The sequence below is a fragment of the Vibrio hyugaensis genome (assembly GCF_002906655.1).
Classification (GTDB): domain Bacteria; phylum Pseudomonadota; class Gammaproteobacteria; order Enterobacterales; family Vibrionaceae; genus Vibrio; species Vibrio hyugaensis.
Genome location: NZ_CP025794.1, coordinates 1,560,112 through 1,579,652, shown reverse-complemented (window position 1 = coordinate 1,579,652; position 19,541 = coordinate 1,560,112). Strand labels below are relative to the sequence as shown.

The window sequence follows — 19,541 nt, the reverse complement described above, 5'->3', positions numbered from 1 at the left end:
AAGAGGACAGGAAGTGGAACTTTACGATACTGAAGAACAACAAGTTGAAGCCATTAAAGACTGGTGGAAGGAAAACGGCAAAGCCGTCATCATCGGTGCGGTTGTTGGTTTAGGTGGTCTATTTGGCTGGCGTTACTACCAGGATTCTGTCGTTCAGGCGAGTGAAGCAGCTTCTCAAAGCTACACAACAGCGATGAATGCTTTGCAAACGAAAGGCGCAGATGCTCAAACAGATATTCAAGCGTTCATTGATTCAAATAAAGTGAAAGAGTACTCAGTACTTGCATCACTTCAATTAGCAAAAGTTCAGGTTGATGCAAAAGATCTTGCCGCTGCGCTTGAGCAATTGAAATGGGCTCAAAGCAACACGAAAGATGCCGCGCTAACTCCACTTATCAGCTACCGTATTGCGCGCATTGAAGCGGAAATGGGCAACTTTGACGCAGCAAATGCTGAGCTAAGCAAAGTAACAGATGCAGCATGGACTGGTCGCATTGCAGAACTTCGTGGTGATATCGCACTTCGTCAAGGTGACAAAGAAGCGGCATACGCAGCTTACACGGAAGCTCAGCAAGCAGCAGATGCTAGCCCGACGCTACAAATGAAATTGGACGATCTGGCGAAATAAGGACCGCATTGGATGAAAAGAGTCTTTAAGAAAGCCTTGTTAGGGGTATTAACAGTGGGAATTCTTGCCGGTTGTGCTAGCGAGGAAGACACCATTGTTATGGCTCCACTGCCTCAGGTAGATAGCCAGTTCACACCAAACAGTGAATGGAGTACATCAATTGGAGATGGCGTAGGTCATTACTTCTCTAAGCTGTCTCCTGTTATGGCCAATGACACTCTGTTTGTTGCTAGTCGTGATGGTTTAGTTAAAGCATTGGACCCAGAAAACGGCAAGCAGAAGTGGCAAGTAAATCTAGAAGAAGATGTGATTGCTCGTCTTTCTGGCGGTATTACAGCGGCTTACGAAAATCTTTATATTGGTTCTGAAAACGGTGAAGTGATCGCGCTTGACCAAGAAACTGGTGACGTGATTTGGCGTATTGAAGTTGGCGGTGAAGTATTGGCGAAGCCAATCGCAGACTCAGGTTTGATCATCGTTAATACTAGCCGTGGCACTCTCATTGCGCTTGACGAAAGCACTGGTGAGCAACGTTGGGCACTGAGCACTGAAGTTCCAAACCTAACCTTGCGTGGCGATAGCACACCAACTGCAATCGGTGGTGGTGTATTCTGGGGTACAGCGAATGGACGTCTTGCGGCGGCAATCGTTGAACGCGGTCAGTTGATTTGGCAACAGCCGGTTGGAACACCAAAAGGCGCAACTGAGATTGATCGTCTGGTTGACGTAGATTCTTCTCCTATCGTTCTTGGCGGTACTCTTTTCACTGTTGGTTACAACGGTCAGTTGATTGCTATCGACTTGCGCAGCGCAAACCCAATTTGGAAACGTAACTACTCATCAGCCACAGATATTGCGACAGATGGTAGTCGTATCTTTGTGATTACAGAGAAAGATCATGTGGTCGCTGTTGATGCACGTAGTGGTACTGAGCTTTGGGAAAACAGCAAGCTTGAGTACCGCCAGCTAACAGCACCTGTTCTTGTTGATAACTATCTTGTTGTTGGTGACACATTGGGTTACTTGCACTGGATGGATCGTTCAACGGGTGAGTTCGTAGCACAACAGTTTGTCGATGACAGCGGTTTCGCTGTGGGGCCAACCCTGTTGTCAGATGGTTACGTGATTACCACTCGCAATGGCGATGTAAAGAAACTAACCATTAACGAATAATATCGTGATATAATTCACATTCGGCTCCTGGCTGGTAACAGTTAGGGGCCGTTTTGTTGTTTGAAATTATTATTTATTAACAGTTATTCCTGACGTGGTTATAGGTAAAAAGCTGGTTTGATTTGGCATTAGGCAAGTCGTTACCTATAACTACAGAAGAAAGATTATTGTAGAGGTTGTTATGGTACCTGTTGTTGCTCTTGTGGGGCGTCCAAACGTAGGTAAATCTACGCTATTTAACCGATTGACTCGTACTCGTGATGCGTTGGTTGCGGACTTCCCTGGCCTAACGCGTGACCGTAAATATGGCCAAGCTCGCCTTGGTGAGGAACACGAATTCATCGTTATTGATACCGGTGGTATTGATGGTACGGAAGAAGGCGTAGAAACAAAAATGGCAGAACAATCGTTAGCGGCTATTGATGAAGCTGACGTAGTGCTGTTCCTTGTTGACGGTCGTGCTGGACTAACGCCATCGGATGAAGCGATTGCTGCGCATCTGCGTAAAATCGAAAAGCCAGCGATGTTGGTAGTAAACAAAATCGATGGTATTGATGCTGACGCCGCATGTGCCGATTTCTGGCAGCTTGGTGTTGACGATATGTACCAAATCGCTGCGGCACACGGTCGTGGTGTAACGGCATTGCTAGAGCGTGCATTAGCGCCATTTTTCGATGATCTACTGGCAAGTGAGTCTGAAGAAGGTGAGATCGAAGATCTGACTGAATTCGAAGATGAAGAGTTAGCGATCGAAGATTACACCGAAGAAGACGCAGAAGCTGAGTTCAAACGTTTGCAAGATCAGCCAATCAAACTGGCAATTATTGGTCGTCCAAACGTAGGTAAATCAACGCTGACTAACCGTATTCTTGGTGAAGAACGTGTAGTGGTATACGACATGCCAGGAACCACTCGTGACTCTATCTACATTCCAATGGAACGTGATGGTCGTGAGTATGTGCTGATCGATACTGCGGGCGTACGTCGTCGTGGTCGTATCAACGAAACAGTAGAAAAATTCTCTGTTGTTAAAACGCTGAAAGCCGTAGAAGATGCAAACGTGGTTCTATTGGTTATCGACGCGCGTGAAAACATTTCTGACCAAGATCTTAGCCTACTTGGCTTCGCACTGAATGCTGGTCGTTCAATCGTACTAGCAGTAAACAAGTGGGACGGTCTGGATAACGATGTAAAAGAGAACGTGAAGAAAGAACTCGACCGCCGTTTAGGCTTTGTTGACTTTGCTCGTATTCACTTTATCTCTGCATTGCACGGTACAGGCGTTGGTCACTTGTTCGAGTCGATTCAAGAAGCGTACAAGTCGGCAACGACACGTGTTGGTACTTCTGTTCTGACTCGTATTATGAAGATGGCAACAGACGATCACCAACCACCAATGGTTCGTGGCCGTCGAATCAAACTGAAGTACGCGCACGCGGGTGGTTACAACCCACCTATCGTGGTTGTTCACGGTAACATGGTTCGCGATCTACCTGATTCGTACAAACGTTACTTGATGAACTACTTCCGTAAGTCGCTGGAAATCATGGGTACACCAATCCGTATTAACTTCCAAAACAGCGATAACCCATATGAGAACCGTGGCGGGAAACTGACTCTTTCTCAAGAGCGTAAGCGCAAACGTATGATGTCTGCGGTTAAAAATCGCAACAAGTAATTGATATCAAATTTTGAATACCCAAGTTTCGACTTGGGTATTTTTTTATTCGAAGCTTTTATAAGAAGTAATAACACATGGCAATAACAGCAACCAAGACTCGCTTCTGTCATCAAACTTGGCAGTTAGAGGCGCACGTACAATTTGTTCAATCTACATCAGAAGCTACCCATGTTGTTACTGATGTCACGCCTTTTCATCCAGTCAGCCATATTTGGCCAGATCATCCAGCGGATAAAGGCACACTAACTATAAAAGGAATGAAGTTTGAAGTGGTTGACTGCCAAGTTGGTGCTGTAGAACTAGCAAGCGGCGAGTTATATATTGGCCAAGCTATTCCGGTAAAACGTGATACGGAAGGGTGGGCGTTTGTTGTAGTGCATGTCTTGCCATTCACCGATACGTTTGATGCTGGTGATATTGCGTTGCTGGAAGTAGACAAAGAATACCAACTGTCTCTAAGTCGCGGTCATAGCGCAGGACACATCGCATATCTTGCGCTCAATAAGGTGCTGGCGCAGAACTATTGGCGTAAAGATGCTGACCGTAAAGACCCGCATGGTAACTACGATTTCAATAGCTATGCGCAAGAAACCAGTTTTGTCACCCAAGACAAATGTCTGGATACGTATCGTTTAGGCAAAACACTCCGCAAAAGGGGTTTAAACAGTGCAGATATGCTGTCTGACCTGAAAAGTATCGAACAACAGGTGAATGTTCTGTTGGGGGATTGGTTAAAAAGAGACGCTGCGATCACTGTCGATTGCCATGGGGAACACCTCACGGACTCACGTTATTGGCAGTGTGATTTGGGTGAAGGTGAAATCGCTGTCATCCCTTGTGGGGGAACGCATGCGAGCCATTTGAATGACTTTGGTTCTATCCTAGTCACCCTAGTGGAAGTAGATGCACAGACAGTTGAAATGCACACCGATGTAAAACGCTAAATTAGGATTTTGATCTTTTTATTAAATTCTTAAATTTTGGTTTTTAAGAGTTTGGTTTGGTTTTAAATGCCAAATAAAATTGAAAGACAGCATATGTAACTTATGCTTTCGGTATGTGGTTATATAAATATTCTTTTAAGGGGTGATCGCTGATCAAAGGGGAAATATCCGAAGATCAGTATGTGATCTTTTATAGTGTCGCGTGCGCATAATGTGAGTTAGCTACCTGTGTAATATTAATAGATTTATTATATTCCTAGCTAACAAACATAATAACAATGTGAATACGCAATACGATGGATAAAGATAGACTGTTAGATGCTCACCGAGCAGTCAATCGTCTTTTAGGTAAGCTTGCTCTTGGGATGAGTCGCGATAAACTTAATCATGAAGTGATTGAGTTAAGTGAACATTTGTTCGGAAAGAGGCAAGCTTCAATATTACGATTACAGCCAGATACAAACACACTTCATTTAGAATTTGCCCCGCATTTGCCTGATTTTTATAACCAAGCGATTGAAGGAGTTCCTATTGGACCTGATATTGGTTCTTGTGGGGCTGCCGCATTTTTAAAGCAAACCGTTGTAGTGAGTGATATTGATCATCATGTTAACTGGGCGGCTTTTCTTAAATTTACTCAGCGAGCGAATCTGCATTCTTGTTGGTCTGTCCCTATTATTGCTTCCGATGGTCATGTGCTTGGTACATTTGCGGTCTACAGTACTGAGCCATCAACACCGCACCCTTATGAAATTGAAGTACTAGAAATGCTTGCGGCTTTGTATGCGATTGCATTGGAGAAGTTTCGCCTGGAAGAGCAGCTCCACTTTCATGCTAGTCGAGATTCATTAACTCACTGTTTCAATCGTCGAGCTTTATTGGCCGAGGTTGACCACAAAGTGAATGGTGAATGTGGCCGGAATGCCGTTGTCGGTTGCTTTTTTGTCGATATCGATGAATTTAAGTACATCAACGATCGTTTTGGTCATGAAGCGGGTGACCAAGTGCTTATTTTAGTGGCTGAGCATTTAAAGCAGGTCTTTCGTTCATGTTCAGTGATAGGGAGATATGGAGGGGATGAGTTTGTTGGGTTTAGCTGCTTTGCTGATGATCGCGCTTATCAAGAGTTTGGTATCCGTTTAGAAGCGGAGCTCAACCAAATCTGTCATTTAGAAGAATATTCAGTTAGGGCAAGTATTGGTTGGGCTTGCAGTTTAGCGAGTGAACGCGCAGTGTTAGAGCAGCTTATTCAACAAGCTGATGTGGCAATGTATCAAAACAAGCGTGCCAAACGAGCGTGATTAAGATCAAAGCACAAGATTGCCGTATGATTAGACTGTGAGTCAGTAAATAGAAGTTTTTAGGGGTAACCATGCAACCGAATATTTGCCCAACATGCGATATTGAGCTGGAGTGGACAGGTCAATACCACTGTAATCAATGTGAGTCGGATTATAAGAAAGTGGGATTTTGTCCAGATTGCGATGCTGAACTAGAAAAGCTGCAAGCTTGCGGTGCGGCTAACTATTTCTGCAATAGTTGTAATGAACTCAAATCGAAATCACGTGTTCGATTTGAGTTTCAAAAAGTCCGTTAATTAACGGTTGAGCGAAGCTCACCATCAGATAAGCGGGTGACTAAAACGTCGCCCATTTTTACATCTTTCGCCTGGGTAACAACCTGACCTTGCTCAGTTTGAGTAATCGAGTAGCCACGTTTTAGCGTTGCCAGTGGGCTTACCGTATCTAGCTTCTCTGCCGCGATTGCCAGTTGATGGCGCATGGTCAGTAACTTACGGTCCATCGCATCCAGCAATTTTTGCTCAACTCGATCAAGCTTCGACTTCTGCTCAGCCAAGCGCTTTACTGGTGAGTTCAGTTGTAGGCGATGATGCTTACGCTCAACAGCTTGTTGGCGTGTAGTAATGAATCGTTGCATCGCGCGTTGTAGGCGCATCTCCAACTCATCAAGTTGTTGCGTCTGGCGTTGCAATTGATAGCTTGGATGTTGGCGCTCTAAACGGTGCATCAGTTGAGCCGATTGCTGTTTTTGTTGCGCTAGGTAGTAACGCATTGCACTGGCTAGCTTATGTTGGCGAGTCACCAAAGCTTGATCTTTGTGGCTGTTATCGCGGCTTACCAATTCAGCCGCCGCTGATGGAGTCGGCGCTCGCATGTCCGCTACAAAGTCGGCAATAGTCACGTCAACCTCATGACCAACTGCACTGATGATCGGAATTTGGCTTGCAGCAATAGTGCGAGCAAGAATTTCGTTGTTAAAGCACCAAAGGTCTTCTAACGAGCCGCCGCCACGACCAACAATCAATACATCACATTCGTCACGACTGTTTGCACGGCCGATTGCCTGCGCAATTTGAATGGCCGCTTCTTCACCTTGCACCATGGTTGGGTAAACTACCACGGGTAGGGAAGGATCACGGCGTTTCAATACGTCTAAGATGTCGTAAAGTGCAGCACCGGTTTTTGAGGTAATCACACCAACGCGTTTTGGGTGTTCTGGTAAGGGCTGCTTATTGGTTTGAGCAAACAAGCCTTCTGCCGCCAGCTTCATCTTAAGTGCTTCAAACTCTTGTTGCAGACGACCATCGCCTTCTGGCTGCATACTTTCGATGATCAATTGATAGTCACCACGTGGCTCATACAGAGACAGACGTGCTTTAACTAATACTTGATTGCCGTTAGCAGGTTTGAAAGTGACGCGACGATTGTTACCACGGAACATGGCACATTTAACTTGAGCGCGAGAATCTTTAAGGGTGAGGTACCAGTGACCAGAGACAGGAGCTGAGAAGTTGGATATCTCTCCGACAAGCCAGACTATCCCCATTTCGTTTTCAAGTAACAGGCGGACTTCCGCATTGAGTCGAGAAACAGTGAAGATGTTTTGATTGGTCTGGGAGAGCACAGCTAATTCCGTAGACGTGAGTATGGAAATTAGCGGCAATATAATACATAGCAAGGGGGTAATTGCAAGAAAAAAAATTAAAAAATTTGTGGTCAAGCGATTGCGTTAACCGTATAATCCCTCCGCAATATCTAATCCAAATGTAGCCAACAACCTAAAACTGGTTACCCTCATTATGCGAAACGATGAGATTGGATTGTTCTTTCTACTCCTCTAATTGTGAGATATTGCAAATGCTAAGAATTGCCAAAGAAGCGCTGACATTCGATGACGTACTACTCGTGCCAGCTCACTCCACTGTTCTCCCAAACACAGCTGATCTTCGCACTCAGTTGACTAAGAACATCACCCTAAACATCCCAATGATTTCAGCGTCTATGGACACTGTTACTGAAGCTCGTCTAGCTATCGCGCTAGCGCAAGAGGGTGGCATTGGCTTTATCCACAAAAACATGTCTATTGAGCAGCAAGCTGCTGAAGTTCGTAAAGTTAAGAAGTTCGAAGCTGGTGTCGTTTCTGACCCAGTAACGGTAAACCCTGAAGCGACAATCGCTGACGTGGTAGCTCTAACTGAAAAACACGGCTTCGCTGGTTTCCCTGTCATCACAGAGAACAACGAGCTTGTAGGCATTATCACTGGTCGTGATGTGCGCTTTGTTACTGATCTTTCTAAGAAAGTGTCGTCAGTAATGACAGCAAAAGAAAACCTTGCAGCAGTTAAAGAAGGTGCAACTCGTGAAGAAGTGCAAGAAAAGATGCACGAAGCACGCGTTGAAAAAGTACTGGTTGTGAATGATGATTTCCAACTAACCGGTATGATCACTGCGAAAGACTTCCACAAAGCAGAACGTAAACCAAACGCATGTAAAGATGAGCGTGGTCGCCTACGTGTTGGCGCAGCTGTTGGTGCTGGCGCTGGTAACGAAGAGCGTGTTGCTGCTTTGGTTGAAGCTGGTGTTGACGTTCTACTTATCGACTCTTCACACGGTCACTCTGAAGGTGTACTAAACCGTATCCGCGAAACTCGTGCTGCTTACCCAGATCTAGACATCATCGGTGGTAACGTTGCGACAGGTGCTGGTGCTAAGGCACTTATCGAAGCGGGCGTTAGCGCAGTTAAAGTTGGTATCGGCCCTGGTTCAATCTGTACAACTCGTATCGTAACGGGTGTTGGTGTTCCTCAAGTAACAGCAATCGCAGACGCGGCAGAAGTGGCGAATTCATTCGGCATTCCAGTTATCGCTGACGGCGGTATCCGTTTCTCTGGTGACATCTGTAAAGCAATCGTGGCTGGCGCATCTTGTGTGATGGTTGGTTCAATGTTCGCAGGTACAGAAGAAGCACCGGGTGAAGTGATTCTTTACAACGGTCGTTCTTATAAGTCTTACCGTGGCATGGGCTCTCTTGGTGCGATGTCTCAAGGTTCATCTGACCGTTACTTCCAGTCTGACAATGCAGCAGACAAGCTAGTACCAGAAGGTATCGAAGGTCGTATCGCATACAAAGGTCGTCTAAAAGAAATCGTACACCAACAAATGGGTGGTCTACGTTCAAGCATGGGTCTTACTGGCTCTGCAACGATTGAAGATATGCGTACTAAAGCTGAATTTGTTCGTATCTCAGGTGCGGGCATGGCTGAATCACACGTACACGACGTTCAAATCACTAAGGAAGCTCCAAACTACCGTCGCGGTTAATTTTTACTGTTGTAAAAATAAAACCTATACACTCGACGTAAACGTTTGCTTTTTTCCTTGAAGCATTAATAAGAGGCGAGTACACTCGCCTCCGTTTTAATAACCTAGCTTATAAGACTGCTCAAAATGACTAAAAATATTCATGACCAACGTATTCTGATCTTGGACTTCGGTTCTCAGTACACTCAGCTAGTAGCGCGCCGTGTACGTGAAATCGGTGTTTACTGTGAACTGTGGAGCTGGGACGTTGAAGAAGCGGATATTCGTGAATTCAATCCAGACGGTATTATCCTATCTGGTGGTCCAGAAAGCGTAACGGAAGATAACTCTCCACGCGCTCCTCAATACGTATTTGACTCTGGTGTGCCAGTACTAGGTGTATGTTACGGCATGCAAACTATGGCTGAGCAGCTAGGTGGTAAAGTAGCGGGTTCTACTGAACGTGAATTCGGCTACGCACAAGTTAAAGTTTCTGGTGAATCTGCACTGTTTAAAGATCTTGAGCTAACTCAAGACGTGTGGATGAGCCACGGTGACAAAGTAGTCGAAATTCCTGCTGACTTCGTGAAAGTCGGTGAGACAGACACATGTCCGTACGCTGCGATGGCGAATGAAGAGAAGAAATACTACGGCGTTCAGTTCCACCCAGAAGTAACGCACACGAAAGGCGGCCTACAAATGCTAGAGAACTTCGTTCTTGGCGTATGTGGCTGTGAGCGTCTATGGACTTCTGAATCTATCATCGAAGACGCGGTTGCTCGTATTAAAGAGCAAGTGGGTGACGACGAAGTTATCCTAGGTCTATCTGGTGGTGTGGATTCATCTGTAGTAGCGATGCTGGTTCACCGTGCAATCGGTGACAAGCTAACGTGTGTATTTGTAGATAACGGTTTGCTTCGTCTAAACGAAGGTCAACAAGTTATGGATATGTTTGGCGACAAGTTCGGCCTGAACATCATCAAAGTTGACGCAGAAGAGCGTTTCCTAAATGCATTAGAAGGCAAAGCGGATCCTGAAGAGAAGCGTAAGACAATCGGTCACGTATTCGTAGACGTATTCGATGAAGAGTCTAAGAAGCTGAAAAACGCGAAATGGCTAGCTCAAGGTACGATTTACCCAGACGTTATCGAATCTGCTGCATCTAAGACTGGTAAAGCGCACGTGATCAAATCACACCACAATGTGGGTGGTCTTCCAGATGACATGGAAATGGGTCTTGTTGAGCCACTTCGTGAGCTGTTCAAAGATGAAGTTCGTAAGATCGGCCTAGAGCTTGGTCTTCCATACAACATGCTTTATCGCCACCCATTCCCAGGTCCTGGTCTAGGCGTTCGTGTTCTTGGTGAAATCAAGAAAGAGTACTGTGACTTGCTACGTCGTGCAGACGCTATCTTCATTGAAGAGTTACACGCTGCGGACCTATACAACAAAGTATCTCAAGCGTTCACGGTATTCCTACCAGTTCGTTCTGTAGGTGTAATGGGCGACGGTCGTAAGTACGATTGGGTTGTATCTCTACGTGCGGTAGAAACTATCGACTTTATGACTGCGCATTGGGCGCACCTACCATACGACTTCCTAGGTAAGGTTTCTAACCGTATCATCAACGAAGTTGAAGGTATTTCTCGCGTGGTTTACGACATCTCTGGTAAGCCACCAGCGACAATCGAATGGGAATAATATTCCCTTCATATTTGAAGTAGCAACGTTGTTGACTTCTCCATTTCACCCTAATCACATAGTAAACCTATGCTCATAGGGCTGAAATGGCTTGTCGCCTAGTTGCAACTCCAACTATTTTGGGAATTAGTTTTCGTATTTGACGTAAAGATTAAAATAGTAAAGCCAGCCTTCGGGCTGGTTTTTTTATGCCTGAAAAGTGTGAACGCAGGTCTCAACTTTTTTATTAGAAAAGATATACATGCGAGATTGTTGAATGTATATTCATTTTTAGTGTTTAAATATTAAAGTTGGTATTGCTATGGAACAGGCAGAAGTTACCTCCCTCATCCCCATCATTATTACGTTAGTCCTCGCGCTAACTACAAGAAACGTTGTTGTCGGTCTTTTTGCCGGCGTTGTTAGTGGTGTGGCTATGTTAGAAGGCACATTCGTCGATAAAGGTCCGCTCGATTCGTTTAGCGCACTGATGAAAAGTTACCTGTTACCGCAACTGACTGACAGTTACAATGCGGGCGTCATTTTGCTCTTAGTCTTTATTGGTGGCTTTGTGGCCTTGATGGAAAAATCTGGCGGTGGCGTGGCGTTCGCTAAAAAGGTCACTCAATGGGTTGCCAGTAAATGCCAAGCGCAGCTTTCTGCTTGGTTTGGAGGCGTTGTTATTTTCTTTTCTGACCTTGGTACGCCTTTGATTGTTGGCCCTGTTTTTCGTCCTCTTTTTGATAAACTGAAAGTCTCCCGCCAGAAGCTTGCGTTTATTATTGATTCCACTTCATCCCCTGTGGCTATCCTCATCCCTTTCATTGGTTGGGGCGTTTACATCATGAGCCTGATTCAAAAAGAGTTTGATGCGCTGGATATGGGTATCAGTGATTGGGATGCCTTTATTGGCGCGATTCCTTACCAGTTTTATGCCTTTTTAGCGATCGCAATTGTGCCGATTGTCTCTTTCTTCAAACTGGATTTTGGACCAATGGCGAAAGCCGAGCAGCTTGCAGAGCAGGGTTCTGATTTTGGAAAAGTGCAAGATTCATTGAATGTGTTTGAGCATAAAAATGCAAAAACAAGTTTTGTTTGGGCACCGCTGCTCGTTATGCTTGTGGTGCTTTGTTCAATATTGGTTCCTCACGGTTTTCCATTTCAGAAAGTAGCAGGCTCAACTTTCCGTGCAGCACTGTCGTCGTCGTATTTCTTTGCTGCGATTACTTTGATCAGCCTGATGGCGTTTTATGGTGTGAGAAAACTCTCTGATGGTATTCAGGTTTACCTAAAAGGGATGTCGAACATGATGTCCGTTGCGGTGATCTTGGTGCTGGCTTGGTCACTGAGTTCTGTCGGTAAAGAGCTTGGTGCTGCGGCCTATATTGCAGAGCAAGCACAAGCTGGCTTCCCATACTGGCTATTGCCTGCTGTGGCGTTTTTATTGGCGGGTATTATTTCCTTTGCTACGGGGTCGTCGTGGGGTACTTTTGCCATCATGATGCCATTGGTCATTCCAACCGCAGTGGCGATTGATGCACCATTGTTGGTGTGTATCGGTGCGGTGCTATCTGGCGGCTTATTTGGTGACCACTGCTCACCGATTTCAGAAACCACCATCTTGTCCTCTACAGGGGCAGGTTGTGAGCAGTATGAGCACTTTAGAACCCAGTTGCCTTATGCGGTACTCAACGGCGCTATCGCCCTGACGAGCTTCCTTGTTGCGGGTGTGATGGCTTCTCCTGTGATTGTGCTGGTGGCAATAGTCGTGCAGTTTGCCATTTACTTGGTGCTCTCTAAGCAGCAATCTTCACCAACGTTAGAGCAAGCAACAGTAGAGCAATAGCAATAAATGAGAGCGGGGGATTATCCCCCGTTTTCTTTTGAGTCAAGGTAACAGTTTTTGTGATACTCGCTGTGTAACAGTATTTATTTATAAACGTTGCGTCGCAGAATGAATGCACTTCACTCGGCGTTTTTTCTACATGATCCACTATGTGTCTAGTTATTCCTTGTATATTGTATTGTTAAATACGGAGATTAGACATGTTTGCACTCAAACATCTGCCTCTCGCATTGGGTTGTGTACTTGCTGCACAAGCTCATGCCAGCATGAATATCCAACCTGATCCACAAAATCCAAATGGTTACGTTATTGCTCGTGGCGACATTCAAGCTGTAGAGCAAAGCAAAACCTCTGACCCTATGTACGCCATCTGGGCACAAGCGTTAGAAACTCGTCCAAATACGGTTGTTGAAGCGATTGTTCCGGGAGCAGCAAGCAACCCTGACAACGTTAAGCGAGTTGAACGTGTCTTCCCTGAGAGCGAATGGAACTTCCTTACTCAGATGGCGGCACCGGAATATACGTACACACGTTTCTTGCGTGCGATCGGTAAATTCCCAGCATTCTGTGGTGAGTACACGGACGGGCGTGATTCAGACGCGATTTGTAAGAAATCCATCGTGACAGCATTCGCGCATTTTGCTCAGGAAACCGGTGGTCATATTGCCGTCGATAACGTATCTGACAACCCGCTTGCACTTGAAGAGTGGCAACAAGCATTGGTTCATGTGCGTGAAATGGGATGGTCTGAAGGTCAAGAAGGCTACACCACAGGCTGTGGTCAGAACGATTGGCAAAATAAGCGTTGGCCTTGTGAACCAGGTCAAGGGTATTTCGGTCGTGGTGCAAAACAGCTTTCTTACCACTTTAACTACGGCGCGTTCTCTGAAGTGATGTTTGATGGCGATGCATCAGTATTACTGAAAAATCCGGGCTTAGTCGCTGACTCATGGTTGAACTTAGCTTCAGCAATTTGGTTCTTCCTCACGCCTCAAGCGCCAAAACCAGCAATGCTGCACGTGATTGACCGTACTTGGGTGCCTTCACAACGTGAAATCGACGCGGGCATTGGTTACGGCTTTGGTACCACCATCAACGTCATCAACGGTGGTATTGAATGTGGTGAGCAAAACAAAGATAAAGGTCAGCCAGTTAACCGTATTCGTTACTGGGAAGGTCTAGCGGCGCACTATCAGATTCCTATCGAAGCCGATGAGACCAATACCTGTTGGCAACAAACGCCTTACGGTAGCTTAAATCTCAATGGTGCAACCGACGTGCTCTACACCAACTGGGACGGCAACTGGAAGTACTACTCAGATCGCCCAGGTGGTCATTCGTTTGAGTGTGAGTTAGTGGGCTTCCAAACGGCGTATTCAGCGCTAGTGGCTGGTGATTACGAGAAGTGTGTTACTAACTTCTACCAATCTCATGCTGGTTGGCCTGAAGTTCGCGTTGTCGATAAATTAGACCCTGTCGATCCGGTGGATCCACCTGTAGGTGGTGTTGGTGCATGGGATGCTGGAAAGGTTTATAACACAGGCGACCAAGTCTCTTACAAGGGGGCGGTATATGAAGCGAAGTGGTGGTCACAAGGTAATGAGCCTACTAAAGGTGACCCTTGGAAATTGGTCTCAGGTACGCCAACAGAGCCACCAGCGACTGAACCGCCAACGACTGAGCCTCCTGTAACAGAACCACCCGTCACCGAGCCGCCAGTGACAGAGCCTCCGGTTACTGAACCACCAGTATCGGGTGACTTTATTGCGTGGGAACCAGGTGTGACTCAAGTGGCTAATGGCGACAAAGTGACTTATCAAGGAAAATGCTTTATCGCGAAAAATGGACCGGGTGTATGGGAATCACCGACACAGAGCAATTGGTTCTGGGATGAGATCTCTTGCCAGTAATTGAACAATAAATAGTCTAACCATCTATAAAGACTCTGCTTTTTAGCAGGGTCTTTTTTTATTCGTTTGGTTGCTTATTTGTGCAATCTAAGTTTTCAATAACGTCTTTTCTCTTTTGTTTTTGAGTCCATTAAAATTCGCGCGCAATTTTTATCAACATTTTTGAAAAGGTAATGTACATGTCTACAAAACTGGCTAACCCAGCGCCACTAGGTCTAATGGGTTTTGGTATGACTACCATCCTGCTAAACATCCACAACGCAGGTTTCTTCCCAATGGATTCTATGATTCTGGCTATGGGCATCTTTTACGGTGGTCTAAGCCAAGTACTTGTTGGCATGATGTGCTTCAAGCGTGGTGACACGTTCGGTACGACTGCATTTACTTCTTACGGTCTATTCTGGCTAACACTGGTTGGTCTAATCGTAATGCCTTACATGGGCCTTCCAGCAAGCCCAGCACACTTCATGGGTTGGTACCTACTACTATGGGGCATCTTCACTGGCTTCATGTTCATTGGTTCTCTATGCTACCCAGTAGCGAAGCAAGTAGTATTTGGTTCTCTTACTATCCTATTCTTCCTACTAGCGGCACGTGACTTCACTGGTAGCGAGTTGATCGGTACTATCGCAGGCTTCGAAGGCATCTTCTGTGGCGCGAGCGCAATCTACTTTGCAATGGCTCAAGTACTAAACAACGAATACGGCCGTACCGTACTTCCTGTTGGTGAAAAGCAAAAGCCTCAAGTTGCTACGCAAGAAATCGCTGCATAATCGCTCCGAATTGAATGCAAAAGAAAAGGGTTAGCCACTGGCTAACCCTTTTTTAATGTCCGTTATTCGGACCACTGCTTTTTCTTATATACCTGCCAACCCGTTAGGGGAGGTGATCAAATCAAGCATTAGGTAGATGGTTGCTCTACCGTTTCTGTTGTATCACTGTCTGCGGTTGGCGCTTTACCTGTTTTGCGCTTGTACTTCTCTTCCCAGTAATCTGCACCTTTAATACCAAGTGCAACAGGGTTGAAGGTGTACTCAGTCACACCGCGTTTTTGTTGCTCTTCGTAATCGGCTAACGCTTTTAGTGCAGGTTTAGACATGAAGAAGATGATCAGAATACCGACAATATTTAGCCATGCCATCAGACCTACACCCACGTCACCCATTGCCCACGCAAGATTTGCAGTCTTTACAGTACCGTAGAATACCGCAGAGATGAGCACCAGCTTTAGAATGAACATCAAGCCATTTACCTTCACCGTACGACGAATATAGGCAATGTTAGTTTCTGCGATGTAGTAGTACGCCAGAATTGTAGTGAAAGCGAAGAAGAATAATGCAACTGCGATGAATGGTTTACCAACGCCTGGTAGAGCGCTTTCAATCGCCATCTGCGTAAATACAGGGCCATTCGCACCGATATCTGCAGGTAGGTTTTGCACTAAGAATGAGCCTTCTACTGCGCCTTGTACGTTGTATGCACCCGTGATCAGAATCATAAACGCCGTTGCAGAACATACGAGCAGTGTATCGATGTAGATAGAGAAGGATTGAACCAGACCTTGTTGGGCAGGGTGATCAACACTTGCCGCAGCTGCTGCGTGAGGGCCAGTACCTTGACCTGCTTCGTTAGAGTAAACACCACGTTTTACACCCCAACCAATCGCTGCACCAATACCAGCCATCGGCGTGAATGCGTCACCAAGAATCATCCCAACGATACGTGGGATTTCACCGATGTTAAGTAGGATGATAACGAACGCTGTGATGATGTAAGCCAGCGCCATGAAAGGAACCACAATCTGCGTGAAGTTCGCGATGCGTTTTACGCCACCAAAGATAATGAAGGCAAGAATGACACAGACAACCGTACCAGTGAAAATTTTAGCGAAACTGAAGGTACCAATAGCGGTTTCAATCATGTCACCTGAGCCAAATGCTGCTTCTACTGCGTTACCAATACTGTTCGATTGAACGCCAGGAAGTAGAACACCACATGCAAATATGGTTGCGATAGCGAAGATCCATGCGTACCACTTCTGACCCATTGCTTTTTCGATGTAGTAAGCTGGACCGCCGCGGAATTCGCCTTCGTCTTCCTCTTTATAAATCTGTGCGAGTGTTGATTCTGCGTATGCAGTTGCTGCACCAAAGAAGGCAACAACCCACATCCAGAATACTGCACCTGGACCACCGAAGCCGATAGCGGCTGCAACACCTGCAATGTTACCTGTACCTACACGGCCAGATAGTGAAACGGCCAAAGCCTGAAATGATGAAATCCCCTTGGTTGAACTCTTACCATTAAGTAGCAAGCGCCACATTTCAAAGAAGTGACGAATCTGCACAAAGCGCGTCATGATTGAGTAGAACAAACCAGCGCCAAGGCACAAATAAATCAGTACCGGACTCCAGATAATTCCATTCAGAAAATCAACTAATGACTGCATGAGTATTTTCCCTGTTTGTTATGGTTGTGGTTGTTTTTCGTACAACACATTACCCTTTTTTGTAATGCAATTGTTAATCTTTTTAACTAAAAATCCTTTGTAGCGTGATGGTGGGCACAGAATGGTTAAATATTGTTAAAAATTGGTTCTTGTTATGTATCTGTGTGGTTTTTATTGGAAATAACAATGAATTGATTGAATATGCAGCACATTGTCATGAAAATGTGCTGCTTGAGTTGGAAGTCATATCTTCCAAATGCCATTCAACTTGTAGAGTAATGCACTGTTTGAAATGGTTTGCAGGTGTTTAGGCGTAACGACTCAGGTTCAATTCTGAGTGATTTGTCACTTTGGGAACGGCGTTCATGATGACGTCTGTCAGTATCTGAGCTGAGCCACAAGCCATAGTCCAACCGAGCGTGCCATGCCCTGTGTTCGTAAACAAATTCTCGTAAGGTGTTGTCCCGATAATGGGCGTACCATCGGGAGTCATAGGGCGAAATCCACTCCAAAACTCGGCTTTAGTAAAATCGGCGCTTTGCGGAAACAGATCTCGAATCACCATTTCAATCGTATTTTTGCGTTTTTGCGGTAACGAAGGATCAAAGCCAGCAAGCTCTGCGGTTCCTGCGACGCGAATACGATCATCAAAACGCGTCATTGCTACCTTATAGGTTTCATCCATGACCGTAGAACGCGGCGCAAATTGCTCACATTCAATGGGAACCGTCAGTGAATATCCTTTGACGGGATAGACAGGAATGTCGATCTCAAGCTGTTTGAGTAACGCTGTAGAGTAACTGCCAGAGGCAAGGACAAACTGGTCTGCTTTAAACAAACCACGGTCCGTTTGGACACCCATGATCTTTTTGCCTACAGTAACCCAATTACTCACCTCAGTATTGAATTCAAACCTGACACCATGGGCTTTCGCTAGCTCTGTTAACTGTTGGCAGAACTGGAAACAATCCCCGGTTTCGTCATCGGGCAGGTATAACCCACCGACCAGTTTTTCTTTTACTAATGCCAACCCAGGCTCTTGTTTGATGCAGTGCTCGACATTCATTAGCTGAAAACGTGTACCGCTTTGTTCTAACAAATTAAGGTCTTTTTCTATGGCGTCTAGCTGCTGTTGAGATCGAAATACTTGCAAGGTTCCTAACTGGCGTCCTTGGTATTCAATCGCATGATCACGGCGCAGCTGCTCTAAGCAAGCGCGGCTATGATTGGCAATGGATAGCATTCTTGCTTTGTTAATCTGATAGCGAGACAAGGTGCAATTAGACACCATTTTCGTAGCCCAGCGGATAAGCTCCGGACTGAGAGAAGGTTTTATTTTGAGTGGTGCGTGTTCTTCAGTGAGCCACTTTATGGCTTTGAGTGGAATGCCCGGAGCTGCCCATGGAGAGGAGTAACCGTAAGAGATTTGTCCGGCATTGGCGAAGCTGGTTTCCATCGCGCTGCTTGGTTGACGATCGATCACGGTGACCTGATAACCTGCTTGAGATAGGTACCAAGCTGAGGTCAAACCGATAACTCCACTGCCTAATACGATGACTTCCATTGATGCGCTCCACACATTTTCGATGTTGCGCAGTGTGTCTTCTTTACCTTTTATTAACAATCGATATAAATTACATTCAGCGTTTAGAAAAACTATAGGCTCAAGGATGAAAAGTAGCGTCGTTAGTGGATTGTGGTTATTTAACCAAGTGGCGGGGCACAGCAGTTTTACCAGTGCAGCAAAGGCATTGCACTTGACGACAGGCGCCATTAGTCAGCAAATCATCCAGCTAGAAGTGCAATTAGGCTTTACTTTGTTTGAACGCCATTCGCGCGGGATTCGACTGACGCCCAAAGGGCTACAGCTGTCCCAATCCACGCAATTTCACTTCACCGAACTCGGGAAAATGGTTGAAGAGTTACAAGCTGAAAAGCCCCACAATGAAATTCGCCTCAAGCTGACGCCTTCTTTTGCGTTTAAATGGCTGGTTCCAAGACTAGAAAGTTTCCACCTAGATAATCCCGATCTCCAAGTGCAGATTTTTGCAGAGGGCGCGTTAGTGAATAGCGAGTTAAAAGACTATGACGTTGCGATAGACTATGGACCCCATCCTTATCGAAACAAGAGCGCGGAGCGGATTCTTGATGAGCAACTTTTACCTGTAATGAGCTCAAAATACCTTGAGGAACATGGGTGGTTAAAAACTCCGGCGGCGACACCTGCACAGTGGCGAGACGCGACGTTACTGCACGATGCCATGCCGTGGGATAGAGCTCCACGCGACTATGAGTGGCTTTATTGGGCATCGAATATGGGGTTGGATTTTAAAACGGATTCTGGGCATTTCTTTAATCGTACGGATATGTCGATGTCCGCGGCAGAAGCAGGAGTGGGTATTGCAATGGCACGTATGGCGCTGGTGGAAGACGAACTCGAATCTGGTCGTTTGGTTTCGCCATTTGAACCGGTTGATGCCAATGCTGGTTACTATCTGATTATCAATACAAAAAGCGAGCCAACCGAACGGTTTCGACAGTGGCTGGTGCGGCAAATTCAACAATAATTCGAGCCTATTCACTAAAGCTGTTGGCTGTTCACTTCCTGATACATTTAATCTACTTAAGT

General features: G+C 45.7%; 15 protein-coding genes. 12 read left to right on the top strand and 3 right to left on the bottom strand.

Features of this window, described 5'->3' with window-relative positions:
• The first annotated feature begins 13 nt into the window (after positions 1-13).
• The 6 genes from C1S74_RS07885 to C1S74_RS07860 all read left to right on the top strand — a co-directional run bounded on the left by C1S74_RS07885 (position 14) and on the right by C1S74_RS07860 (position 6,023).
• Complete coding sequence (locus C1S74_RS07885) at positions 14-628, top strand: YfgM family protein (RefSeq protein ID WP_045400035.1); 615 nt, start codon at positions 14-16, stop codon at positions 626-628.
• A gap of 12 nt (positions 629-640) precedes the next feature.
• On the top strand, positions 641-1,801 hold the full coding sequence (bamB, locus tag C1S74_RS07880) for an outer membrane protein assembly factor BamB (RefSeq protein WP_045400036.1): 1,161 nt from the start codon (positions 641-643) through the stop codon (positions 1,799-1,801).
• 181 nt (positions 1,802-1,982) lie between these two features.
• Positions 1,983-3,479 (top strand): ribosome biogenesis GTPase Der, encoded by a 1,497-nt coding sequence (gene der, locus C1S74_RS07875; RefSeq protein ID WP_038869600.1) that lies wholly within the window; start codon positions 1,983-1,985, stop codon positions 3,477-3,479.
• Between the two features lie 77 nt (positions 3,480-3,556).
• Positions 3,557-4,426 carry an alanyl-tRNA editing protein gene (locus tag C1S74_RS07870; protein WP_045400040.1) on the top strand — a complete coding sequence of 290 codons (870 nt, stop codon included), beginning with the start codon at positions 3,557-3,559 and terminating at the stop codon, positions 4,424-4,426.
• 296 nt (positions 4,427-4,722) lie between these two features.
• Complete coding sequence (locus tag C1S74_RS07865) at positions 4,723-5,727, top strand: sensor domain-containing diguanylate cyclase (RefSeq protein WP_045400042.1); 1,005 nt, start codon at positions 4,723-4,725, stop codon at positions 5,725-5,727.
• Between the two features lie 71 nt (positions 5,728-5,798).
• On the top strand, positions 5,799-6,023 hold the full coding sequence (locus tag C1S74_RS07860; RefSeq protein ID WP_045400044.1) for a zinc ribbon domain-containing protein: 225 nt from the start codon (positions 5,799-5,801) through the stop codon (positions 6,021-6,023).
• On the opposite strand, the gene xseA is transcribed toward C1S74_RS07860, so the two are convergent.
• On the bottom strand, positions 6,020-7,351 hold the full coding sequence (gene xseA, locus C1S74_RS07855; protein ID WP_045400047.1) for an exodeoxyribonuclease VII large subunit: 1,332 nt from the start codon (positions 7,349-7,351) through the stop codon (positions 6,020-6,022). The genes C1S74_RS07860 and xseA overlap by 4 nt on opposite strands.
• 233 nt (positions 7,352-7,584) lie before the next feature.
• Here xseA and guaB point away from each other — a divergent pair, with 233 nt between their 5' ends.
• From guaB to C1S74_RS07830, 5 genes are all read left to right on the top strand, one after another.
• Positions 7,585-9,048 (top strand): IMP dehydrogenase, encoded by a 1,464-nt coding sequence (gene guaB, locus C1S74_RS07850; RefSeq protein ID WP_038869606.1) that lies wholly within the window; start codon positions 7,585-7,587, stop codon positions 9,046-9,048.
• Positions 9,049-9,174: 126 nt separating this feature from the next.
• Entirely contained in the window at positions 9,175-10,728 is a 1,554-nt protein-coding gene (gene guaA / locus C1S74_RS07845) for a glutamine-hydrolyzing GMP synthase (protein WP_039977093.1), read from the top strand.
• Between the two features lie 301 nt (positions 10,729-11,029).
• Positions 11,030-12,553, top strand: a complete 1,524-nt coding sequence (locus tag C1S74_RS07840; protein WP_045400050.1) for a Na+/H+ antiporter NhaC family protein — start codon at positions 11,030-11,032, stop codon at positions 12,551-12,553.
• 200 nt (positions 12,554-12,753) lie between these two features.
• Positions 12,754-14,463: a glycoside hydrolase family 19 protein gene (locus tag C1S74_RS07835; protein WP_045400053.1), complete on the top strand. Its 1,710-nt coding sequence runs from the start codon at positions 12,754-12,756 to the stop codon at positions 14,461-14,463.
• 179 nt (positions 14,464-14,642) lie between these two features.
• Positions 14,643-15,236: an acetate uptake transporter gene (locus C1S74_RS07830; protein ID WP_009705589.1), complete on the top strand. Its 594-nt coding sequence runs from the start codon at positions 14,643-14,645 to the stop codon at positions 15,234-15,236.
• A 128-nt stretch (positions 15,237-15,364) separates the two neighbouring features.
• On the opposite strand, the gene C1S74_RS07825 is transcribed toward C1S74_RS07830, so the two are convergent.
• On the bottom strand, positions 15,365-16,912 hold the full coding sequence (locus tag C1S74_RS07825; RefSeq protein WP_045400056.1) for an alanine/glycine:cation symporter family protein: 1,548 nt from the start codon (positions 16,910-16,912) through the stop codon (positions 15,365-15,367).
• Between the two features lie 307 nt (positions 16,913-17,219).
• A complete protein-coding gene (locus C1S74_RS07820; protein WP_045400059.1) occupies positions 17,220-18,476 on the bottom strand; it encodes a D-amino acid dehydrogenase in 1,257 nt (418 codons plus the stop codon).
• Positions 18,477-18,582: 106 nt separating this feature from the next.
• Between C1S74_RS07820 and C1S74_RS07815 the strand changes: the two genes are divergently transcribed.
• Positions 18,583-19,479, top strand: a complete 897-nt coding sequence (locus tag C1S74_RS07815) for a LysR substrate-binding domain-containing protein (protein WP_045400061.1) — start codon at positions 18,583-18,585, stop codon at positions 19,477-19,479.
• Positions 19,480-19,541: the final 62 nt, after the last annotated feature.

Bases quoted from the DNA above. Each gene is read 5' to 3' on its own strand.
- C1S74_RS07870 (WP_045400040.1), top strand. From the start codon at position 3,557: ATGGCAATAACAGCAACCAAGACTCGCTTCTGTCATCAAACTTGGCAG.
- C1S74_RS07820 (WP_045400059.1), bottom strand. From the start codon at position 18,476: ATGGAAGTCATCGTATTAGGCAGTGGAGTTATCGGTTTGACCTCAGCT.
- C1S74_RS07860 (WP_045400044.1), top strand. From the start codon at position 5,799: ATGCAACCGAATATTTGCCCAACATGCGATATTGAGCTGGAGTGGACA.
- der (WP_038869600.1), top strand. From the start codon at position 1,983: ATGGTACCTGTTGTTGCTCTTGTGGGGCGTCCAAACGTAGGTAAATCT.
- guaB (WP_038869606.1), top strand. From the start codon at position 7,585: ATGCTAAGAATTGCCAAAGAAGCGCTGACATTCGATGACGTACTACTC.
- C1S74_RS07835 (WP_045400053.1), top strand. From the start codon at position 12,754: ATGTTTGCACTCAAACATCTGCCTCTCGCATTGGGTTGTGTACTTGCT.
- C1S74_RS07825 (WP_045400056.1), bottom strand. From the start codon at position 16,912: ATGCAGTCATTAGTTGATTTTCTGAATGGAATTATCTGGAGTCCGGTA.
- C1S74_RS07815 (WP_045400061.1), top strand. From the start codon at position 18,583: ATGAAAAGTAGCGTCGTTAGTGGATTGTGGTTATTTAACCAAGTGGCG.
- C1S74_RS07830 (WP_009705589.1), top strand. From the start codon at position 14,643: ATGTCTACAAAACTGGCTAACCCAGCGCCACTAGGTCTAATGGGTTTT.
- guaA (WP_039977093.1), top strand. From the start codon at position 9,175: ATGACTAAAAATATTCATGACCAACGTATTCTGATCTTGGACTTCGGT.
- C1S74_RS07840 (WP_045400050.1), top strand. From the start codon at position 11,030: ATGGAACAGGCAGAAGTTACCTCCCTCATCCCCATCATTATTACGTTA.
- C1S74_RS07865 (WP_045400042.1), top strand. From the start codon at position 4,723: ATGGATAAAGATAGACTGTTAGATGCTCACCGAGCAGTCAATCGTCTT.
- bamB (WP_045400036.1), top strand. From the start codon at position 641: ATGAAAAGAGTCTTTAAGAAAGCCTTGTTAGGGGTATTAACAGTGGGA.